General features: G+C 74.8%; 17 protein-coding genes. 9 read left to right on the forward strand and 8 right to left on the reverse strand.

All coding sequences use genetic code 11. The features are described from left to right. Positions 1-46 precede the first annotated feature (46 nt). The 4 genes from KDL28_RS41075 to sucC all read right to left on the reverse strand — a co-directional run bounded on the left by KDL28_RS41075 (position 47) and on the right by sucC (position 6,354). Positions 47-2,035 (reverse strand): cell division protein PerM, encoded by a 1,989-nt coding sequence (locus KDL28_RS41075; protein ID WP_308215943.1) that lies wholly within the window; start codon positions 2,033-2,035, stop codon positions 47-49. Positions 2,036-2,935: 900 nt separating this feature from the next. Then, positions 2,936-4,105 carry a DUF5336 domain-containing protein gene (locus tag KDL28_RS07520; RefSeq protein WP_252436597.1) on the reverse strand — a complete coding sequence of 390 codons (1,170 nt, stop codon included), beginning with the start codon at positions 4,103-4,105 and terminating at the stop codon, positions 2,936-2,938. A 189-nt stretch (positions 4,106-4,294) separates the two neighbouring features. Then, complete coding sequence (sucD, locus tag KDL28_RS07525; protein WP_252436599.1) at positions 4,295-5,179, reverse strand: succinate--CoA ligase subunit alpha; 885 nt, start codon at positions 5,177-5,179, stop codon at positions 4,295-4,297. A 2-nt stretch (positions 5,180-5,181) separates the two neighbouring features. Next, positions 5,182-6,354, reverse strand: a complete 1,173-nt coding sequence (gene sucC, locus KDL28_RS07530) for an ADP-forming succinate--CoA ligase subunit beta (RefSeq protein WP_252436658.1) — start codon at positions 6,352-6,354, stop codon at positions 5,182-5,184. Positions 6,355-6,532: 178 nt separating this feature from the next. On the opposite strand from sucC, the gene KDL28_RS07535 reads away from it, so the two are divergent. Together KDL28_RS07535 and KDL28_RS07540 are read left to right on the forward strand one after the other, a co-directional pair. Then, a complete protein-coding gene (locus tag KDL28_RS07535; RefSeq protein WP_252436601.1) occupies positions 6,533-7,504 on the forward strand; it encodes an alpha/beta fold hydrolase in 972 nt (323 codons plus the stop codon). A 329-nt stretch (positions 7,505-7,833) separates the two neighbouring features. Further along, entirely contained in the window at positions 7,834-8,550 is a 717-nt protein-coding gene (locus KDL28_RS07540; protein WP_252436603.1) for a M23 family metallopeptidase, read from the forward strand. 74 nt (positions 8,551-8,624) lie between these two features. Here the strand turns inward: KDL28_RS07540 and pcrA are convergent, their stop codons facing one another. After that, the gene (pcrA, locus tag KDL28_RS07545; RefSeq protein WP_252436605.1) at positions 8,625-10,997 is read right to left on the reverse strand and encodes a DNA helicase PcrA; all 2,373 of its coding nucleotides are present in this window, start codon (positions 10,995-10,997) and stop codon (positions 8,625-8,627) included. A 276-nt stretch (positions 10,998-11,273) separates the two neighbouring features. On the opposite strand from pcrA, the gene KDL28_RS07550 reads away from it, so the two are divergent. The 5 genes from KDL28_RS07550 to KDL28_RS07570 all read left to right on the forward strand — a co-directional run bounded on the left by KDL28_RS07550 (position 11,274) and on the right by KDL28_RS07570 (position 14,711). Next, on the forward strand, positions 11,274-11,528 hold the full coding sequence (locus KDL28_RS07550; protein WP_252436659.1) for a chorismate mutase: 255 nt from the start codon (positions 11,274-11,276) through the stop codon (positions 11,526-11,528). Positions 11,529-11,613: 85 nt separating this feature from the next. After that, positions 11,614-11,931, forward strand: coding sequence for a hypothetical protein (locus tag KDL28_RS07555; RefSeq protein WP_252436607.1), 318 nt, complete (start codon positions 11,614-11,616; stop codon positions 11,929-11,931). Between the two features lie 52 nt (positions 11,932-11,983). Beyond that, positions 11,984-12,739, forward strand: coding sequence for a PIG-L deacetylase family protein (locus KDL28_RS07560; protein ID WP_252436609.1), 756 nt, complete (start codon positions 11,984-11,986; stop codon positions 12,737-12,739). Positions 12,740-12,924: 185 nt separating this feature from the next. Beyond that, a complete protein-coding gene (locus tag KDL28_RS07565; protein WP_252436611.1) occupies positions 12,925-13,647 on the forward strand; it encodes a hypothetical protein in 723 nt (240 codons plus the stop codon). Between the two features lie 179 nt (positions 13,648-13,826). Beyond that, entirely contained in the window at positions 13,827-14,711 is an 885-nt protein-coding gene (locus tag KDL28_RS07570; protein ID WP_252436613.1) for a hypothetical protein, read from the forward strand. 48 nt (positions 14,712-14,759) lie between these two features. Here the strand turns inward: KDL28_RS07570 and KDL28_RS07575 are convergent, their stop codons facing one another. Together KDL28_RS07575 and KDL28_RS07580 are read right to left on the reverse strand one after the other, a co-directional pair. Next, complete coding sequence (locus tag KDL28_RS07575; RefSeq protein ID WP_252436615.1) at positions 14,760-15,446, reverse strand: response regulator; 687 nt, start codon at positions 15,444-15,446, stop codon at positions 14,760-14,762. After that, positions 15,443-16,747 carry an ATP-binding protein gene (locus tag KDL28_RS07580; RefSeq protein WP_252436616.1) on the reverse strand — a complete coding sequence of 435 codons (1,305 nt, stop codon included), beginning with the start codon at positions 16,745-16,747 and terminating at the stop codon, positions 15,443-15,445. The genes KDL28_RS07575 and KDL28_RS07580 overlap by 4 nt, the downstream gene beginning before the upstream one ends. A 121-nt stretch (positions 16,748-16,868) precedes the next feature. On the opposite strand from KDL28_RS07580, the gene KDL28_RS07585 reads away from it, so the two are divergent. Beyond that, positions 16,869-18,113 carry a PspC domain-containing protein gene (locus KDL28_RS07585; protein ID WP_252436618.1) on the forward strand — a complete coding sequence of 415 codons (1,245 nt, stop codon included), beginning with the start codon at positions 16,869-16,871 and terminating at the stop codon, positions 18,111-18,113. Continuing rightward, positions 18,106-18,366, forward strand: a complete 261-nt coding sequence (locus KDL28_RS07590; protein WP_308215944.1) for a hypothetical protein — start codon at positions 18,106-18,108, stop codon at positions 18,364-18,366. The genes KDL28_RS07585 and KDL28_RS07590 overlap by 8 nt, the downstream gene beginning before the upstream one ends. Positions 18,367-18,470: 104 nt before the next feature. On the opposite strand, the gene guaA is transcribed toward KDL28_RS07590, so the two are convergent. After that, positions 18,471-20,018 (reverse strand): glutamine-hydrolyzing GMP synthase, encoded by a 1,548-nt coding sequence (gene guaA, locus KDL28_RS07595; RefSeq protein WP_252436620.1) that lies wholly within the window; start codon positions 20,016-20,018, stop codon positions 18,471-18,473. Between the last annotated feature and the right edge of the window lie 363 nt (positions 20,019-20,381).

The raw sequence follows: 20,381 nt of genomic DNA on the forward strand, positions 1-20,381 counted from the left end.
GCCGGGAGCCCGGTTCACCACGTCGAGGCCCAGGGAACCGGTTCGGCTACTCCTGGCCGCCCTTTCCCGCCTCCGCGGATTCGTCGCCGTCGGTCTCCGACTCGGCTGCGCGCTGCGCCGCCTGCTCGGCGCGCAGGGCGACCAGCTCGGCCACCGTGCGCGGCGGGGCTTGCCGCGCCGGCGCCTCGGTGACCGGGGACGCGTCCTCGGCCACGCCGGCCTGCCCGGTCTCCTCGACCGCATCGGCCTTCTCGGAGTTCCTGGCCCTGCGGAAGTTGCCGGTCCGGCGGGAGTTCCCGATCTTGCGGGGATCCCTGCTTTTGCGGGAGTCCCCGGCCTTGCGGGAGTCCCCGGTCTTGCCGGAGTCCCCGGTCTTGTCGGAGTCCTCGGCCTTGCCGGAGTCCCGAGCATCGCCGGAGTCCCCGACTGTGCCGGAATCCCCCGCCTTGCCGGAATCCCCCGCCTTGCCGGAATCCCCCGCCTCCCCGGGGGCACCGACCCCGCCGGAGTCCTCGGCCTGCTGGCGGTCCTCGGCCTCCTGGAAGTCTCCGACCTCGCGGGGGTCCCCGGCCTCCTGGGGGTTCCCGACCCCCTGGAGCGCCGCGGGGTCACCCGTCCGGCGGGCCGCTCGGGCCGCGCGCCGGGCCGCGCGCTCGGCCCGCTCCTCCTGCGGCGTGCGGCTGCCCGTCTCGGCGCCACCGCGACCGCGGGGGATGCGCTTCGTCCGGTCCGGCCGGGCTTCGACCGGGCGGTCGTCCCGCGCCGCCCGCGAGGGGTGCTCGTCGGCGGGCGGCTCGTCGTCGAGCACGGGTTCCTCGACGTCCTCGACCGGCTCGACCCCCACGCCGCCGCGGGCCAGGAACACCACCAGCGCCGGCACCCCGACCCACAGCAGCACCGCCGCCGCGACCGGACCGGCTGGGACCTCGATCGGGTCGTAGGGCCCGGCGGCCAGCCGGCCGCCGGCCAGGGCGGCCAGGGCGGCCATCGCCACCGCGGTGAGCACCGTCGCGCCGACGGTCGCCGGGAGCCGGTCGACGGGAGCCGCGCGCAGGCAGCGCAGCCCGGTGAGCACGCCCACCGCCACCGGCAGGACCAGCACCGCCAACGCCCACACCGGCGCCGCGGTGTCGGGCAGCACGGCGAGCAGTGGGAAGCTCGGCGCCCCGGCCGGGGCGGTGACGAACGGCGACGCCGTCGCCGTGCCGACCGCGACGCCCGGGCCGAGCGCCCAGCCCGTCGCCGCGATCACGGCGTTCGGCACGTAGGCGAGCGAGAGCAGCGCGACCCCGACGGCCGAGCCGCCGTCCGGGGCGAGCTCGGCGAACGAGGCGGTGACCACGTCGGCGCGCAGGGCCACGCCCAGCGCGAGCACCAGCGCACCCAGCATGACCAGACCGCTGACCGCGGCCCCGGCCGCGACGAGCGCGTGGCGCACCCAGCCGGGTGTGCGTTCGGGCCAGTCGGCGGGCAGCCCGCAGCGGCGCACCACCCCGATCCCCGCGCCGACGCCCGCGACCAGCCCGCCGCCGACCATCGCCGCCCACGGCGCCACCACGATCTCCGCGTTCGCCGGCAGCAGCGCGCTGCCCAGGACCGCGACCGCCGCGTGCGCGCCCGCCGTCGCCGCGACCACGGCCCCGCCGTCCGTCCGCGGCCGGCCGCCGAGCCTGCGCACCGCCCACCCGGCTCCGAACGCGACCACCAGCACCACGACGATCGTCGGCAGCAGCGGCAGCACCCCGATCGGGCGCCCCTCCAGCGCCAGCGGGATGTGGTGCGCCGCCAGCCACAGCGGGATCGCCGACCCGAACGCCCCGTCCAGCGACATGCCGCCGCCCGCGGTGAGCACCACCGCGGCGGCGGACGGGATCAGCATCGCGTAGCTGACCAGCACCGTCCCCATCGCGACGGCCAGCAGCAGGCGCAGCCGGTCGAGCCCGCCGACGGGCGTCGCGACCTCCTCGGCGGGTACGTCGGCCGCGTCGTCGTCCGGCTGCCCGGTCGGACCGCGGTCGGTCAGGGTGCGGGTCACCCGTTCAGGGTCGCAGCGCCCCCGCCCCGCGCCCCGCAGGCACGCCGGGCACCGCGCCAGTCCCCCACCGGTGCCCGCTGCGCGGCCCGTCCCCACCGGCGCCGCGCCCGCCGCTCCCATGGACCCGACGCCCCCCGCGGTCCCGTCGACCCGCGATCCCGGCGACCCGCGATCCCGGCGACCCGGCGGTCCCGCCAACCCGCAGTCCCGCCAACCCGCAGTCCCGCCAACCCGCGGTCCCGCCAACCCGCGGTCCCGGCGATCCAGCGACCCGGCCGTCACGGCACCCGGCGGTCCCGGTACGACTCCCGTCCCGCCGAGCCGAAGGCAAGCGGCCCGACGAAGCCGGACGAGAGCGACTCCCGTCCGACCGAGCCGAACGGAAGCGACCCTCGCCCCACCCAGCCGAACGAAAGCGACCCTCGCCCCACCCAGCCGAACGAAAGCGACCCTCGCCCCACCCAGCCGAACGAAAGCGACTCCCGTCCCACCCAGCCGAACGAAAGCGACCCCCGTCCCACCGAGCCGGACGAAAGCGACCCCTCGCCCTATGAAGCTGAGCGAAAGGGACTCTCGCCCAACCGCACCGGCCGGACGCGCCACTCGCTCCGGAGCCTCCCCGGCCCGACGAGCACAACACGAAAGCCACATTCGCCCTTCCGGGCCGAACAGCGCGACTCGTCCCGAGCAGGCGCGCCCCGCGACCACCCCCGGACTCCGGCGCTGAGCGAACGCACCTCTCGCCCGCCTACCCCGATCCGAGAGCGAGAGCGCCGCCCGCCCCACCAGGCCGAGCGAACGAGCCGCTCGCTCGACGGAGACAGACGGGGAGCAGCCGCCCCACCCGCGGCGAACGGCCGCCGCGCTCATTGAGCGCGGCGGCCGTCGACGGGGTTCGACCTACTGGTTCGGGTTCGGCCGGTCTCCCGGCGGCATGAACCACGTCTGCTCGTTGGGCGGGACGCCGTTGCGTTCGTTGCGTTCGCCGTCGACGGGCTGCTCGTGCCGGCCGCCTCCGCCCGCGTCGTCGGCGGGCTCGGGCGTCAGGGTCCGCGGGGTCGACTCGGCGAACATCCCACCCTCGCCGCCGTAGGTGCTGGTCTCGTCGGCCGGGCCGCGGTCGACGGGGCGGTCGGAGCCGACCGCGGGCATGGCCGCGGTGGCGGAGCGGCTCTCCGCGGGGGGCTCCGGGGCGGGGCGGTTGGTGGTGGTCGAGCCGAACGCGCTGTCGTCGAAGAAGTTGGTTTCGTCGGTCGGGCGGGGCTTGCGGTCGCCGCCGGTGACGATCGGGATGGCGGTGGTGGCCGAGGTGGCGGAGGTGTCCTCGCGCGGCTCGGTGCGGTCGCTGTCGGGGCGCGCTCCGGCCTCGTGCGCGCCGCCGATGGGGCCGGGGCCCTGGCCCCAGCCGCCCTGCGACGGCGGCGGGGTGGCGCCGCCCTGCTGGGCGCCGAACGCGGGCGGCATGGCCGGCGACGACGGCGGGCCGTAGGCGCCGGGCGGGGCGCCGTAGCCCTGGGGCGCGTAGCCGGGCGGCGGGCCGTAGCCGGGGTGCTGGGGCTGGGGCTGGCGGGGTCCGCCTCCGGATCCGCGCGCGGGAGCGGAGACGACGCCGGCGTCCATCAGGAAGGCGGCGATCGCCGCGCCCGCCTCGACGATCCCCAGGATCAGCATGAACACGACGATCCCGGGGGCGCCGCCGGAGGCGACCAGCTGGAGCAGCAGCAGCACGCCGGTGAGCGCGATGATCGCGCCCGGCAGCAGCACGCGGCCCGCCTTGGGCAGCACCGAGGCGCCGGCCAGCAGGCCGCCGCCGACCAGCAGCGGCGAGAACGAGAGGGTGCCCAGCAGCCCGTTCTCGTTGGCGAAGAAGCCGAGCAGGTAGATGACCAGGGCGGCGCCCGCGGCCCCGAGGGCCAGCAGCCGGGCCGGGCCGGTGGGCCCGTCGCCCGTCGGTCGGGGGCGCGGCGGGCCGGGCTGGTTGGGCTGGTGCGGCGGTCCTGCCGGTCCAGGTGGGGGCAGCTGGTGCGGCGGCGGCCCGAAAGAGGGCGGTCCGCCCGGTCCCTGAGTCATCGCACTCCTCGCTACGCCTCGTCCGTCGGCCGTGTCCGTGGGTCCCGCTGGCGGCGCAGGTGGCCACCTCCGACGCTAGCCCATCGGGACGGAGCCGGTCGCCCGCCCGGCCCCGTCACACCGAAGAGCCACGTCAGCGCCCCTGTCCGGCCGCTGACGTGGCTCTTCGTAGTCGCGCGGTCACAGGCCTCAGCCGGCGAGCAGCTCCCGCATCAGGGCCGCGGTCTCGCTCGGGGTCTTGCCGACCTTCACCCCGGCCGCCTCCAGGGCCTCCTTCTTGGCCTGGGCGGTGCCCGCGGAGCCGCTGACGATGGCGCCGGCGTGGCCCATCGTCTTGCCCTCGGGCGCGGTGAACCCGGCCACGTACCCGACGACCGGCTTGGTGACGTTGGCCTTGATGAAGTCGGCCGCGCGCTCCTCGGCGTCGCCGCCGATCTCGCCGATCATCACGATGGCCTCGGTCTCCGGGTCGGCCTGGAAGGCCTCCAGCGCGTCGATGTGCGTGGTGCCGATGACCGGGTCGCCGCCGATGCCGATGGCGGTGGAGAAGCCGATCTCGCGCAGCTCGTACATCATCTGGTAGGTCAGCGTGCCCGACTTGGACACCAGGCCGATCCGGCCGGGGCCGGCGATGTCGGCCGGGATGATGCCGGCGTTGGACTTGCCGGGGCTGATGATGCCCGGGCAGTTCGGGCCGATGATCCGGGTGGCGTTGCCCTTGGCGCAGGCGTGCGCCCAGAAGTAGGCCGAGTCGTGCACCGGGATGCCCTCGGTGATCACGACGGCGAGCCCGATGCCGGAGTCGATCGCCTCGATGACGGCGTCCTTGGCGAACTTCGGCGGCACGAAGACGACGCTGACGTCGGCGCCGGTCTCCTTCATGGCCTCCTCGACGGTGCCGAACACCGTGAGGTCCTTGCCGCCGATGCCGACCGAGGTGCCGGCCTTGCGGGCGTTCACGCCGCCGACGATGTTGGTGCCTGCGGCCAGCATCTTGGTGCTGTGCTTGGTGCCCTCACCGCCGGTGATGCCCTGGACGATGATCTTGCTGTGCTCGTTGAGGAAGATCGACATGGTCAGGCCCCCGCCGCTGCGAGCTCGGCGGCCTTGTCGGCCGCGTTGTCCATGGTGTCCACCTGCGTGACCAGCGGGTGGTTGGCGTCGTCGAGGATCTTGCGACCCTCCAGGACGTTGTTGCCGTCCAGCCGGACGACCAGCGGCTTGGTCGCGCTGTCGCCGAGGATCTTCAGCGCCTCGACGATGCCGGTGGCCACGGCGTCGCAGGCGGTGATGCCGCCGAAGACGTTGACGAACACGCTCTTGACGTCCGGGTCGCCCAGGATGACGTCCAGGCCGTCGGCCATGACCTGGGCCGAGGCGCCGCCGCCGATGTCGAGGAAGTTGGCCGGCTTGACCCCGCCGTGCTTCTCGCCGGCGTAGGCGACCACGTCCAGGGTGCTCATGACCAGGCCCGCGCCGTTGCCGATGATGCCGACCTGGCCTTCGTCGAGCTTGACGTAGTTGAGGTTCTTGGCCTTGGCCTTGGCCTCGAGCGGGTTCTCGGTGCGCTCGTCGACCAGCGCGGCGTGGTCGGGGTGGCGGAAGCCCGCGTTCTCGTCGAGGGTGACCTTGCCGTCGAGCGCGACGACCTTGTCCTGCGGGTCGCGGACCAGCGGGTTGACCTCGACGAGGGTGGCGTCCTCGGCGACGAAGGTCTCCCACAGCTTGACGATCACGTCGGCGGCCTGGTCGGCCACCGCGGCCGGGATCTTGCCCGCGGCCACGATCTCGGCGGCCTTGGCCTTGTCGACGCCGGCGATCGCGTCGACCGGGATCCGGGCCAGCGCGTCGGGCCGCTCGACGGCCAGCTGCTCGATCTCCATGCCGCCCTCGGCCGAGCACATGGCCAGGAAGGTGCGGTTGGAGCGGTCGAGCAGGAAGGAGAAGTAGTACTCCTCGGCGATGTCGCTGGCCTGCGTGACCAGGACGCGGTGCACGGTGTGGCCCTTGATGTCCATCCCGAGGATGGCGCCGGCCTTGTCCTTGGCCTCGTCGGCGGTCTCGGCCAGCTTGACGCCGCCCGCCTTGCCCCGCCCACCGGTCTTGACCTGGGCCTTCACCACGACGGCCCCGCCGATCTCGGCCGCGGCGGCGGCCGCATCGTCGGCCGTCTCCACCGTGCGGCCCGGCAGGACCGGGACTCCGTGCGCGGCGAAGAGGTCCTTCGCCTGGTACTCGTAGAGGTCCACTGGCTCTCCCACTCGCTGTGCCCGCGGCCTCGACGCCCGCGGATCGGCTGCTCCGGCGACCCTAGCGACGCTATAGACACCCACCCTGACCTGCCCTGGTGACGGCAGTCACCCCGGGGCGCCACGGCGTGCAATTGCCGTCCGGCGCAGGTGCGCGTCGCCGCTTACCGTCTCAACCATGGCTCCGGGCGGAACGGGGGCCGGCGCGGTGGTCGGCGGCGTCATCGCGGCGGCGGGTTCCGTGCGGGCGGCGGCCATGGGGCTGGGCCGCGCCGGCGCCTACGCGGCGCGCACGTTCGGCGCCCCGTCCGGGCTGCGGGGGCTGGCGGTGGAGTGCGCATGGCTCGCCGCGCACGCGGCCGTCTACCCGGCGGGGCTGCTGCGCGAGCAGCTCGCCGAGCCCACCGCCTACCGGACCGATCCGCTGCCACCGGCGCGGCGCGGACTGATCGTCTCCGACCTGGCCGCCGCGGGCACGCCGATCCTGCTGGTGCACGGGATCATGGACAACCGCTCGGTGTTCACCGTGTTCCGCCGCACCCTGCGCCGGCGCGGCTTCGGCGCCGTGCACGCCATGAACTACAGCCTGTTCACCGGCGACGTCCGCACGGCGGCGCACGAGCTCGGCCGCCACGTCGAGCGCCTGCTGGAGCAGAGCGGCGCCGAGCGGCTGCACATCGTGGGCCACTCGCTGGGCGGGGTGATCGCCCGCTACTACGTCCAGCGGATGGGCGGCTCGGCGCGCGTCGACACGCTGGTCACGCTGGGCAGCCCGCACGCCGGCACGCTCACCGCCCACCTGCTGCCCACCGCGCTGGGCCGCCAGCTGCGGCCCGGTTCGCAGCTCATGGCCGACCTGGCCGCCCCCGCACCCGACTGCGGCACCCGGTTCCTGGTGGTCTGGAGCCGCATGGACCAGATGGTCGTGCCGCAGCGCAACGCCCGCCTGGTGCACCCCGACCTGCACGTCGACGAGCTCGAACTGTGTGACGTCGGTCACCTCGCGCTCCCGATCGATACCCGGTCCATGCACTGGGTCGTTACGCAGCTGGGCCGCTCCGAGGTCCGGTGTCACCCGTTCCGTCGAGGTCGGCGCCCCGGGGTGGACGGCACCGGTGGCCGCGGGCGCGAAGCGTCACCGGCGTCATGAGGGCAGGCGACCGCCCGCCGACACACCGCACCAGGATTTGCCGACGCGCGTGGACCCCGCTACGTTCCACGAGCCCGAGTCACGGACCGGTCACGGATAGCCGGTGTCGACCCCCGATCGACACCGCGGAGTCCCCAGCCTCCACCGAGACCACCCGAAGACGACGGTCGTAAGGATCAGGTCGAGAAGGGCAGGTCTTGGCGCGCCACCGCTCCCCCAGCGGCGCCGAGGCGGATGACCCCGATCGCACGATGCCCATCCGCGTCGTGCCGGTCCCGGGGGCACACCGCCTTCCGGCGCCACCCGGCGCGGCCTTCCGAGGTCGCGCGATGGTCGCTGCCGTCGCCGCAGGCGGCGTCGTCGCGGCCGGTCAGACGCTCGCCGCACCGCTGACGGCGGTCTCGGCCGAGCCGATCGCGTCCAGCACGCTGCTGCCGGTCGCCGAGACGCGACCGGCCCAGGCTCCCCCGATCAACGCCATCGGCGGCGACCAGCTCCCGCTCGACCCGCTGGCGCTGGGCTCGCTCGACGGCACCGCCGAGCTCGACGTCCAGAACCTGACCAAGGCCGTCGACATCGGCCAGGAGCTGGCCCGCCAGGCCTCCCTGCTCGACGCCGCCCGCGCCGACGGCGCGAAGCAGGCTTCGCTCGTCGGCAACGAGGTGTACGTCAACCCGACCGAGGGCCGGTTCACCTCGGGCTTCGGCTCCCGGTGGGGCACCACGCACCAGGGCATCGACATCGCGGGCCCGGTCGGCACCCCGATCTACGCGCTCACCGAGGGCGTCGTCGAGGAGGCCGGTCCGGCCAGCGGGTTCGGGCTGTGGGTGGTGCTGCGCCACCCCGACGGCACGCAGACCGTGTACGGCCACGTCAACCGGATCTTCGTCGAAGAGGGTCAGCGGGTCGACGCGGGCGAGGAGATCGCCGAGATGGGCAACAAGGGCCACTCCACCGGCCCGCACCTGCACTTCGAGGTCTGGGACGAGGACGGCACGAAGCTCAACCCGCTGCCCTGGCTGCAGGACCACGGCATCACCCCCTGAGCGGCCCCGTCGAGAACGAAGTCGTTATCGCTTGGACCGGTCCAAAACGACGGTGACTTCGTTCTCGACGGGGGTCAGAGCTTCTGCATCGGCACCCCGGCGATCAGCATCAGCCGCACCGTGCCCGCGCTGCCGAAGTCGATCGTCGCGGTGGCCCGCACGCCCATGCCGTCGGTGGCCACGACCGTGCCCAGGCCGTACTTGTCGTGGTTGACGCGGTCGCCGACCTCGACGCTCAGCGTCTGCCGGAGGCCGGCCTCGGGGGCGCGCCAGTCGCCGCGGTCGGCGGTCGCGGACCGGCGGCCGAAGCCGAAGCGGCCGACCGGGGCCGAGCGCTTGGGCTCGGCGCGGCGCCACTCGACCAGCTCGTCGGGGACCTCGGCCAGGAACCGGGAGGCCGGGTTGGCGTTGGGCTGACCGAACGTCGAGCGCATCATCGCCCGGGACAGGTACAGCCGGTGCTGGGCGCGGGTGATGCCGACGTAGGCCAGGCGGCGCTCCTCGGCCAGCTCGGCCGGGTCGCCCATGGCGCGCATGTGCGGGAAGACGCCGTCCTCCCAGCCGGTGAGGAACACGACCGGGAACTCCAGGCCCTTGGCCGTGTGCAGGGTCATCAGGGTGACCATGCCCTCGTCGTTGTCCGGGATCGAGTCGGCGTCGGCGACCAGGGCCACGCGCTCCAGGAACGCGGCCAGCGAGCCCGGCTCGGGCACCCCCGGGTCGACCTCCGGCGCGTCCTCGGGGAACTCGGGCTCGACGGCCAGGTCGGCGACGGCGGCGTCGCCGGCGAACTCGCGGGCCACCGTGACCAGCTCGGCCAGGTTGTCCAGGCGGGAGCCGTCCTGCGGGTCCTCGCTGGCCTCCAGCTCGGCGGTGTAGCCGGTGCGCGCGTAGATCGCCTCCAGCAGCTCGGCGGCCGACTCGCCCTTCTCGGCCAGCTCGGTGAGGCCGTCGAGGATGTCGACGAAGGAGGCGATGCAGCGGGCGGAGCGGGTGACCAGGCCGGGGATGCGGTCGGGTCGCTCGGCGGCCACCCGCAGGCCCTGCGCGAACGAGATGCGCTCGCGGTCGGCGTAGGTGGCCACCAGCTCCTCGGCGCGCTCGCCGATGCCCCGCTTGGGCACGTTGAGGATGCGGCGCAGGCTGACCGTGTCCTCGGGGTTGGACAGCACCCGCAGGTAGGCCAGCGCATCGCGGACCTCCTTGCGCTCGTAGAACCGCACCCCGCCGACGACCTTGTACGGCAGGCCGACGCGCATGAACACGTCCTCGAAGACGCGGGACTGGCTGTTGGTGCGGTAGAAGACGGCGACGTCGGAGTTGCGGACCTCGCCCGAGTCGACCAGGCGGTCGATCTCCTGGGCCACGAACGCGGCCTCGTCGTGCTCGTTGTCGGCGACGTAGCCGACGACCTTCTCGCCGTCGCCCTGGTCGGACCAGAGGCGCTTGTCGCGCCGGTCGGGGTTGCGGGCGATGACCGTGTTGGCCGCGGAGAGGATGGTCTGGGTGGAGCGGTAGTTCTGCTCCAGCAGGATCGTGCGGGCGCTGGGGAAGTCCTGCTCGAACTCGACGATGTTGCGGATGTTGGCGCCGCGGAAGGCGTAGATGGACTGGTCCGAGTCGCCCACGACGCACAGCTCGCCGGGCGCGACGCCCTCGTCCGCGGGCGCCACCAGCTCCCGGACCAGCACGTACTGCGCGTGGTTGGTGTCCTGGTACTCGTCGACCATGACGTGGCGGAAGCGGCGCCGGTAGTACTCGGCGACGGCGGGCAGCCGCTGCAGCAGCGCCACCGTCTCCATGATCAGGTCGTCGAAGTCGAAGGCGTTTGCCGTGCGCAGGCGGGCCTGGTAGACGCCGTAGACGTCGGCGATCCGGCGCTCGTAGTCGTTCGTGGCGCGGGCGAGGGCGTCGTCCGGGCCGATCAGCTCGTTCTTCAGGTTCGAGATCTGCGCCGCGATCGCGCGCGGGGCGAACTTCTTGGGGTCGAGCTCCAGGTCGCGGGCGACCAGCCCCACCAGACGGCGGGTGTCGTCGGCGTCGTAGACCGAGAACGCGCTCCGCACCCCGAGGTGCTTGGCCTCGCGGCGCAGGATGCGCACGCACATCGAGTGGAAGGTCGACACCCACATCGCCGCGGACCGGCGCCCGACCAGCGCGTCGACCCGCTCCTTCATCTCGGCCGCGGCCTTGTTGGTGAAGGTGATCGACATGATCTCGCCGGGGTGCACCCCGCGCTCGGCCAGCAGCCAGGCGATCCGGTGGGTGAGCACGCGGGTCTTCCCGGAGCCGGCCCCGGCCACGATGAGCAGCGGCGAGCCGGCGTGCACCACCGCCTCGCGCTGACGCGGGTTGAGCCCTTCGAGCAGCGCGGCACCACGCTCGGTGCGGGGCGTGCCGGGCTTGGCGGAGGGGTTCGCGGTGGGTAGTTCGAACAGCGCGCTCATCGTGTTCGAACGATACCGCTGCTGCCCGACGCCGCTCCGCTGTGGCACACTGACCGGCGTGCCGCTGATCAGCAGCCGATTTTTCTACGGGTACCGGACACCGGTGCCCGTGGCCTGCTGACCAGCCCCCACGACGCCCCGGAGTCCAGCGGACCCGGGGCGTTCTCGCGTCAGGGGCCCGCGGATCCCGCCGACCAGGAGGAGACCGTGACCGTGACCGCAGGCGACACCCCCGCCGCTTCCCCGTCCCCCGCCGACGCAGCCGAGCCGCCCCCGATCGACCCGCCCGAGGTGATCGACGAGCTCCGGCTGGAGATCGACCGCCTCGACCGGGAGATCCTGCACCTGGTCAAACGCCGCAGCGAGGTCTCGCAGCGGATCGGTCGCGCCCGGATGGCCGCCGGCGGGCCGCGGATCGTCTACAACCGGGAGATGGCCGTGCTGGCCCGGTTCCGCGAGCTCGGCCCGGACGGCCGGTCGCTGGGCATGTTGCTGCTGCGGCTGGGCCGCGGGCGCCTCGGCGGCCACTGACCCGTCGACCGGGGGCGTCGAGTCGTGTCCGGGCCGTTGTCCCGCTCACCCACCTCCGGGCCGCTGTCGTGGCACTCTGGAGGGCATGGGAGCTGCGGTCGGCGTCATCGCCTTCGTCATCGCGCTGGTCGGCCTGGTCGCGGCGCTGGGGCACGTCGGGTACCTGGCCATGCTCAACAGCGCGGCCCGCAAGCGCGGGGCGTCGGGCCAGTACGCCATCGACTACGTCGGTGGCCGGTGGAAGGTCGCCGGGATCACCTCGGCCGTCGCGGCCTTCGGCCTGCTGCTGACCAGCGGCGGGCTGGCCCCCGACGTCCTCGGCATGATCATCAGCGGGGGTGCGGGCGTGGTCGCCCAGCAGCAGCTGGAGTCCACCCGCAAGAAGTTCCGCGGCGAGGCCTGAGCCGCACCCCGCGGACCCGGCCGGGCCCGCCCGCGCGCCGTAGAGTGCGCCGGTGAGCGATCTTGCCGTGCAGCCGGTGCCCCGCCGGGCCACCGTCCGCGACGACGTCGAGCGCGTCCTCGTCGTCACCGCCCACCCCGACGACGTCGACTTCGGGGCCGCGGGCACCGTCGCCACCTGGACCGCGGCCGGCATCGAGGTGGCGTACTGCATCTGCACCTCGGGCGACGCCGGTGGCTTCGACGACACCCCGCGCGAGCGGATGGCCCCGCTCCGCGAGGCCGAGCAGGTCGCCGCCGCGGCCGTGCTGGGTGTCTCCGACGTGCGCTTCCTCGGCTACCCGGACGGCCGCCTCGTGCCGAGCATCGAGCTGCGCCGCGACATCAGCCGGGAGATCCGCCGGTTCCGCCCGCAGCGCGTGCTGACCCAGTCGCCGGAGATCTTCTGGCGCCGGTTGGGCGCCTCGCACCCCGACCACCGGGCCGCGGGCGAGGCCGCGCTGGCCGCCGTCTACCCCGACGCGCGCAACCCGTTCGCGCACCCCGAACTGCTCGCCGAGGGCATGCAGGCGTGGACGGTGCCGGAGCTGTGGATGATGGGCGCGCCCGAGGAGCGCCAGGACCACGCCGTCGACATCACCGCGACGGTGGAGCGCAAGCTGGCCGCGCTGGGCGAGCACGTCTCGCAGACCGCGCACCGCTCCGACATCGGCGACTGGGTGCGTGCGCTGAGCGGCGGGGTGGCCCGGCGGTTCGGGTTGCCCGCGGGTCACCTGGCCGAGGCGTTCCAGGTCGTGGCGATCGAGTGAACGGGTGATCGGCCGGTACGGGCAGTGAGACCGACTGCGATCATCGAGTGGAGCCACCCGAACGGCCGCCCAGGAGTTGGTCCGGGCGGGTGCCGGTCCGGTAGACAACCCCGGTCGGCACGGCTGAGGGGGCATGCACTGTGGTTCGGACACGGTCGACCGGTGGAGCCGACGGGCCCGTATCGGTGGCCGATCTGCTCAGCCGGCACGGGCACGTCCTGCGGGACGACCCGGAGGTCGCGAAGTCCACGAAGGTCGAGAAGGCAGCGGAGGCCGCCGACGGCACCGGGCCGCGCGCGTTCCCGGCGCGCTGGCGCCGGACGCTGATCGTCGTCGGGTGCGTGGTCGTCGCGGGCTCGGTGCTCGGCGGCGCGGTGGCCGTCGGCAACGCGGGGTACGACGCGCCGCTCGGACCGGTCCCCGGCGGCCTGCTGGACCAGCTGACCCGCGGTTCGACCGGCGTCGACGGCGGCACCCCGCCGACCGCGCACGTCCTGCCGCAGGACGTGGCCGGCCGGCAGGCGCCCGGCATGCCGCTGCCCCGCACGGCGGGCGTCGCCCCGGCGGCCGGCGTGGTGCCCGCCCCACGGGCCCCGGGTCCCGCCGAGCGGACCCCGGCACCGGTCGTCGCGCCGCCCCCGGTCGCCGGCGGCGTCGCCCCCACCGACCGCGCCGGAGAACGCACCGCCCCCGCGCCGGCGGTCGGGCCCGCGGTCGCCCCCGAGGAGCCGGAGCGTGACACCCGCTCCGAGGCGCCCGCGCCGGACGCGGTCGACCCCGCACCCGCCGCGCCGGAGACGGCCGCGCCTGCGCCCGCGCCCGCCGAGCCGTCCGGTTCGGGTGGCGGCGCGATCGGCGGCCTGCTGGGCGGCGTCACCGACACCGTCGGCGGACTGCTCGGAGGCTGAGCCCCGCCTTCCTCCCCTCGTGGCCGATCTGTCACGGCACGTAGTCGGCATGAGCCGCACCGTGGTCGTGGATCGTCCGAACGGGCCAGCGGATGATCGCCCGGCACAACGCTGCGCGCACACCTTGCGATCATCGGTCGAACCCGTGGACGACCGACGACGACTGGGGGACGCGAGCTGTGGCTACCACGCCGCCGACCGACGACCAGGGCGGTCCCGACCCGGGGCCCGAGGGCCCGGCCACCGAGCTCGACGGTGCCGCCGTCGCGCCGGACGACCCCGCCGCCGGCTCCACGGCCGACGGGGACGACGACCTGGACGACGACCTCCGGGACGACCTCGACGACGACCTCGACGACGACGGGGACGACGACCTCGACGAGGAGCCGGAGAGCCCGGCCACGCCCATCTCGGTGGCCGACCTCCTGCGCCGCGAGGGCTACGACCCCGACCCCGACCTGGAGTGGGAGGCCGAGCCGGCGCGCGAGGAGCCGCCGACCGATGTCATCGCGTCCGGGCCGAGCCGCTGGCGGCGGGTCCTGGTCGGCGCGGGCAGCGCGCTCGCGCTGGGCTCGGTCGCCGCCGCCGCGGTACTGCTGCTGGGCACGGCGGGCGACGACGCCCCGCCGCCGCCCGCGGAGCCCCGCCCGGGCACCGCCGCCCCGCACCTCGCGCCGCTGCCCTCGACGTCCGGCCCGGCCGCGCCGACGTCGGAGCCCGCCGACGAGGAGCCGCCCGCGGCGCCCGCCGCCGTCCTGGCCCCGGTGCTCGTGCAGGTGCCTGCGGACCCGGACCCCGTGGTCCCGCCGCCCGCCGAGGACACCGCGCAGCCCTCCGACGACGACGCCGAGGAGCCAGCGGACTCCGGCGACGACCCGAGCGGCGACGACCAGGAGCGCAGCGGCAGCTCCGCCGAGGGCGACGCCGACGACGACTCCGCCGAGGAGCCTGCGGACGACCCCGCCGACGACGACGAGAGCACGACGCCGCCGCGGCGCCCGTCGGGCAACCCCCTCACCGACATCGTCGACGGGCTGGGCGGCGCGCTCGGCCCGAACCGCTAGCCGGGACGGTCGAGAGCGGGCGCGGACTCCGCTCTCGACCGGGGGCCGTCAGACCAGGCGGCGGTCCGACGCCCAGCGCGACAGCTCGTACCGGTTCGACAGCTGCGTCTTGCGCAGCACGCTCGACACGTGCGTCTCCACCGTCTTCACCGAGATGAACAGCTCGCCGGCGATCTCCTTGTACGCGTAACCGCGCGCCAGCAGCCGCAGCACGTCGCGCTCGCGGCGGGTCAGCATGTCCAGGTCCGGGTCGCCGGGCGGCGCCGCGCCGGGGCGGTCGGAGAACACGTCGAGCACGAAGCCGGCCAGCCGCGGGGAGAACACCGCGTCGCCGCCGTGCACCCGGCGGACCGCGTCGGCCAGGTCGCGCCCGGAGATCGTCTTGGTGATGTAGCCGCGCGCGCCCGCCCGGATCACCGCGATCACGTCCTCGGCGGCGTCGGACACGCTCAGCGCCAGGAACACCACGTCGGGCAGCTCCGGGCGCAGCCTGCGCAGCACCTCGGCGCCGCCGCCGTCGGGCATGTGCACGTCGAGCAGGACGACGTCGGGCTTGATGTGGCGGATCGCGGCGACGGCCTCGTCGACCGAGCCCGCCTCCCCGACCACCTGCACGTCCGGGACGCCGCGGTCGAGCTCGGCCCGCACGCCCGAGCGGAAGAGCCCGTGGTCGTCGACCAGGAAGACCCTGATGGGGCCGGTCGGCGCCCCGGTCGGTTCGGTCGTCTCCGTCACGTGCCTGCCTCCTCCTGCACGGGCCGCTCGGCGGTGGTCCCGCCGGCACCGTCGATCGGCATGCTCAGGTGCACCTCCGTGCCCTCCCCGGGGGCGCTGCGCAGCCGTACCGTGCCACCGTGCCGCTCCATTCTGGCGTGCACGGAGTCGGCCAGGCCGTGCCGGTCGGCCGAGACGGCGCCGGGGTCGAAGCCGACGCCGCGGTCGCGCACGAACACGTGCGCCTCACCCTCCTCGACCTCGACGTAGACGCTGATCTCGGCGACGCCGGCGTGCTTGGCCGCGTTGACCATCGCCTCGCGCGCGGCCAGCACGACGGCGCGCAGGTCGTCGTCGAGGGGGTGGTCGCCGACGACGACGGGCCGCACGTCGATGGCGTAGGTGTCCTCGACCTCGGCGGCCGCGGTGGTGACGGCCTCGGCCAGCCCGGCCGCCTTCCCGGGCTCGGACATGCTCGCCCGGCCGTAGCCCGCCGGCCCGTAGAGCCAGCTGCGCAGCTCGCGCTCCTGGCCGCGGGCCAGCCGCTGCACCTCGCGGGGCTGGTCGGACTGGCGCTGGATGAGGGCCAGCGTCTGCAGCACGGAGTCGTGCAGGTGGGCGGCGATCTCGGCGCGCTCGGCCTCGATGATGCGCTGGCGGCGCTCCTCGCCGAGGTCGCGGACCAGCCGCAGCCACCACGGGACGGTGATCACCGCGACGCCGACCAGCGTGGCGACGACGGCGAGCACGGCGAACTGCACCTGCCCCAGCTCCAGGTTCCCGATCAGGAAGACCGCGATGCCCGCGGCGACGAACACCGCCCCGGACAGCACCCGCAGCCACGGCCTGCCCCCGGCCAGCACCCCCGAGCGCGCCCCCGCCGCCCAGCGGCGGCGCTGCGACTGGTCGGCCTCCTGCCAGACGACCGCGGCGCCGACCGCGGTGACGCCCAGCGGGCCGGCGATCCAGCTGACCACCGAGTTGTCCAGCGCCGCGCCGGCCAGGCCGACCGCGACGGCCAGGGCCATGAGCCCGAGCGCCTGCTGGCGCTCGTTGCGCTCCATGACCCGGCCGGACTCCGTCGGCTCCTGCCGGATGAAGATCCACAGCAGCGCGTAGGCGACCAGCCCGGTGCCGTTGAGCAGCAGCAGCGCGACCAGCACGGCGCGCACCCACAGCACGTTGACGCCGAGGTGGTCGGCCACCCCGCCGGCGGCCCCGGCGATGAAGCGCCCGCTGCGCCTGCGCTGCAGCGGTCGGCGTTCCGCCGGGGTCCTGGCGGTGGCGGGCGGTGCGGCCGCGGTGGTGGGTCCTGCTGTCACGCTCCCATGGTCACACGCGGGGGAAGGGGGAACATCGGGGAAGCTTCCGGGGGTCCTCCGGGGCATCCCCCATGTCCGGGGGCGTCCCGACCGGCAGGCTGGGCGCCAGGAGGTGAGCACCGTGCGAAACATCGACCAATCCGACGTGCAGGCCACGTTGCGCGACATGTGGGAGACCCGGCCCTCGAGGCGGGCGGACGACCGGAAGGTGGCGGGGGTGGCCGCGGCGATCGCGCGCCGCTACGACCTCGACCCCACGCTGGTCCGGATCGGGTTCGTGGTGGCTGCGTTCTCCGGGATCGGGGCGGCGCTCTACATCGCCGGGTGGTTCGCGCTGCCGTCCGAGCCGAGCCAGGGCGGGCGGCCGCGATCCCGGCAGGGGCTGGCGATCGTCGGGCTCGTCGTGGCCGCGGCGGTCACGCTCGGCTGGTGGGGCGACGGCGGGGGCGTCGCCCCGGTGCTGGTCGGGCTGGGCGCGATCGGACTGCTGTTCCTGCTGCACCGCAGCCGCTCCGAGCAGCTGGGCGGCGGCTGGACCGGCGCCACGGGCGTCGCGGCCGCCGAGGCCCCGACGACCGCGACCGGTACCGGCCCGTCGCTGGTCAAGGAAGGCGTCCCGATGACCGACGCGAGCGTGCCGACCCCGCCGAGCTGGGACCCGCTGGGCGCGGCCCCGTTCGCCTGGGACCTGCCCGAGCCCGGTCCGCCGCCGGCGCCCGAGCCCGCGCCCCGCAGGCTGCCGGTCACCCCGGTGACCCTGGGCGTCGCGCTGCTGGCCGCCGCGGTCACCTCGTTCGTGCTGCTGCTGACCGGCGGGTTCACGGTCACCAACGCGCCCGTGCTGCTGGGCGTGCTGCTGGCCGTCGTGGGTGCCGGGCTGGTGATCGGCTCGTTCGTCCGCGCCGGCCGCGGGCTGATCCCGATCGCGCTGCTGCTGAGCGCGCTGACCTGGGGCGCGCTGGCCGTTCCGGCCGGCGACTGGGACAACGAGGACTTCGGCGACCTGGTCGTCGCGCCGACGTCCGTGGCCGCCATCCAGCCGGTCTACGAGCGCGCGGCGGGCTCCATCGAGCTCGACCTGACCGACGTCGACCTGGCCCTGCCCCAGGGCGGGACCGGCACCCCGGTGCGCACGCGGATCTCGGCCGGTGTCGGCGACGTGACGGTGAAGGTGCCCGAGGACGCCGACGTCACGGTGGCGGCCAAGACCGGCATCGGCGACGTGGAGGTCTTCGACCAGTCGCGCAGCGGCCCGAGCTCCAGCCTGCGGGTCACCGACCTCGGCGAGGACGGCGTCGCCTCCGGGCGGCCGCTGGTGCTGGACATCGAGATGGGAGCGGGCAGCGTGGAGGTGCAGCGTGACTGAGCACAACGGCTCCTACGAGGGCAGCGTGAAGGAGCGGTTCGCCACCGAGGTCACCCGGACCCGGCGCCGCGGGCTGGACGTGTTCACCCTGCTGGTCGGGGTGTTCGCGCTGGCCATGTCGGTCTCGGCGTTCGTCGGCCAGGTCGTCTTCTCCTGGGCGGGCTTCGACCCGCGCTGGCTGCTCGCCGGCGGCGCCGCCCTGCTCGGGGTGCTGCTGCTGACCAGCAGCCTGCGCCGCAGCCGCCGCTGCTGAGCCCGAACACCTCCGCACGGAGTTCAGGAAAGCCACGATGCCGCCCCCACAGGGCGGCATCGTGGCTTTCCTGGACCTGGGCCGGGATGGGCGCGGTGAGCGCCTCACTCCCATTCGATGGTGCCCGGCGGCTTGCTCGTGACGTCCAGGACCACCCGGTTGACCTCGGCGACCTCGTTGGTGATCCGGGTGGAGATGCGCTCGAGCAGCTCGTAGGGCAGCCGGCTCCAGTCGGCGGTCATGGCGTCCTCGCTGGACACCGGCCGCAGCACGATCGGGTGGCCGTAGGTGCGCCCGTCGCCCTGGACGCCGACGCTGCGCACGTCGGCGAGCAGCACCACCGGGCACTGCCAGATCGAGGCGTCCAGGCCGGCGACGGTGAGCTCCTCGCGGGCGATGGCGTCGGCGGCGCGCAGGGTCTCCAGCCGGTCGGCCGTGACCTCGCCGATGATCCGGATGCCCAGGCCCGGCCCCGGGAAGGGCTGCCGGTTGACGATCGCCGGGGGCAGCCCCAGCTCGGCGCCGACCTTGCGCACCTCGTCCTTGAACAGCGCGCGCAGCGGCTCGACCAGGCTGAACTCCAGGTCGTCCGGCAGGCCGCCGACGTTGTGGTGGCTCTTGATGGTGGCGGTGCCCGACCCACCGCCCGACTCGACGACGTCGGGGTAGAGCGTGCCCTGCACCAGGAAGCCCACGTGCTCCTCGGCGGCGACCTCACCGGTCGCGGCCTCGAACACCCGGATGAACTCCCGACCGATGATCTTGCGCTTCTGCTCGGGGTCGGTGACCCCGGCCAGCGCCGAGAGGAACCGGTCGGCGGCGTCGACGGTGTGCAGGTTGGCCCCGGTCGCGGCGACGAAATCGCGCTCCACCTGCCGGCGCTCCCCGGAGCGCAGCAGCCCGTGGTCGACGAAGACGCAGGTCAGCCGGTCGCCGATGGCCCGCTGGACGAGCGCGGCGGCGACCGCGGAGTCGACCCCGCCGGACAGCCCGCAGATCGCCCGGCCGTCGCCCACCTGCTTGCGCACCGCGGCGACGGTCTCGTCGATGATCGACGACGTGGTCCAGCCCGGCGCGATGCCGGCGACCTCGTGCAGGAACCGGGCCAGCACGTCCTGCCCGTGCGGCGAGTGCCCCACCTCCGGGTGGTACTGCACGCCGGCCAGCCGCCGCTCCACGTCCTCGAACGCGGCCACCTTCGCCCGCTCCGAGGAGGCCGTCACGGTGAACCCCTCCGGCGCCCGGACCACCGAGTCGCCGTGGCTCATCCACACCGGGTGCCGCTGCGGCAGCCCGCCGTGCAGCGCCCCCGGCTCGGTGACCGTCAGCTCGGTGCGCCCGTACTCTCGGGTGCCGTCCGGGGCGACCTCCCCGCCCAGCGCCCTGGCCATCGCCTGGAAGCCGTAGCAGAGCCCGAGCACCGGGACGCCCGAGGTGAACAGCTCCGGATCGACGACGGGCGCCCCCGGCTCGTACACGCTCGACGGGCCGCCGGACAGGATCAGCGCGGCCGGCTTGCGGGCCACGATCTCCTCGACCGGGGTGTCGCCGGGGACGATCTCGGAGTAGACGTGCGCCTCGCGCACCCGCCGGGCGATCAGCTGGGCGTACTGGGCGCCGTAGTCGACGACGAGGACCGTGGGGGGCTGCACGCGACCAGGGTAGTTGGCGGTCGGCACCCGGGAACGGCTACCGCTCAGCCCAGGTGCTCCCGTCCCGCCCCACCCGAGCGGACGGGCCTGGGAGGTGGAACCAGAGGGACTCTCGTTGCGTCTGGTGCAGCGAGAGTGACTTCCGGTGCGCGGTGACACGAGAGCGACTCTCGTCCCGCGCGGAACGAGCGCGACTCTCGTTGCGCTGCGTGGAACGAGAGTCGCTCTCGTCCGTCGACAGCCTCGGTCTTGTCGACCACCGGGGAGTTCCGAGCGGTACGGCAGCGGGGCCCCCCCCCCCCGGGGGGGGGGGGGGGGGGCGGGGGGGGGGGGCGGCGGGGGGCGGGGGGGGGGGGGGGGGCG

The organism is Pseudonocardia humida (genome assembly GCF_023898865.1).
In the GTDB taxonomy this organism is placed as follows: Bacteria; Actinomycetota; Actinomycetes; order Mycobacteriales; family Pseudonocardiaceae; genus Pseudonocardia; species Pseudonocardia humida.

Coding starts and splice junctions, on each gene's coding strand:
- sucD (WP_252436599.1), bottom strand. CDS start 5,179: ATGTCGATCTTCCTCAACGAGCACAGCAAGATCATCGTCCAGGGCATC.
- KDL28_RS07520 (WP_252436597.1), bottom strand. CDS start 4,105: ATGACTCAGGGACCGGGCGGACCGCCCTCTTTCGGGCCGCCGCCGCAC.
- KDL28_RS07555 (WP_252436607.1), top strand. CDS start 11,614: ATGGGAGCTGCGGTCGGCGTCATCGCCTTCGTCATCGCGCTGGTCGGC.
- KDL28_RS07540 (WP_252436603.1), top strand. CDS start 7,834: ATGGTCGCTGCCGTCGCCGCAGGCGGCGTCGTCGCGGCCGGTCAGACG.
- pcrA (WP_252436605.1), bottom strand. CDS start 10,997: ATGAGCGCGCTGTTCGAACTACCCACCGCGAACCCCTCCGCCAAGCCC.
- KDL28_RS07535 (WP_252436601.1), top strand. CDS start 6,533: ATGGCTCCGGGCGGAACGGGGGCCGGCGCGGTGGTCGGCGGCGTCATC.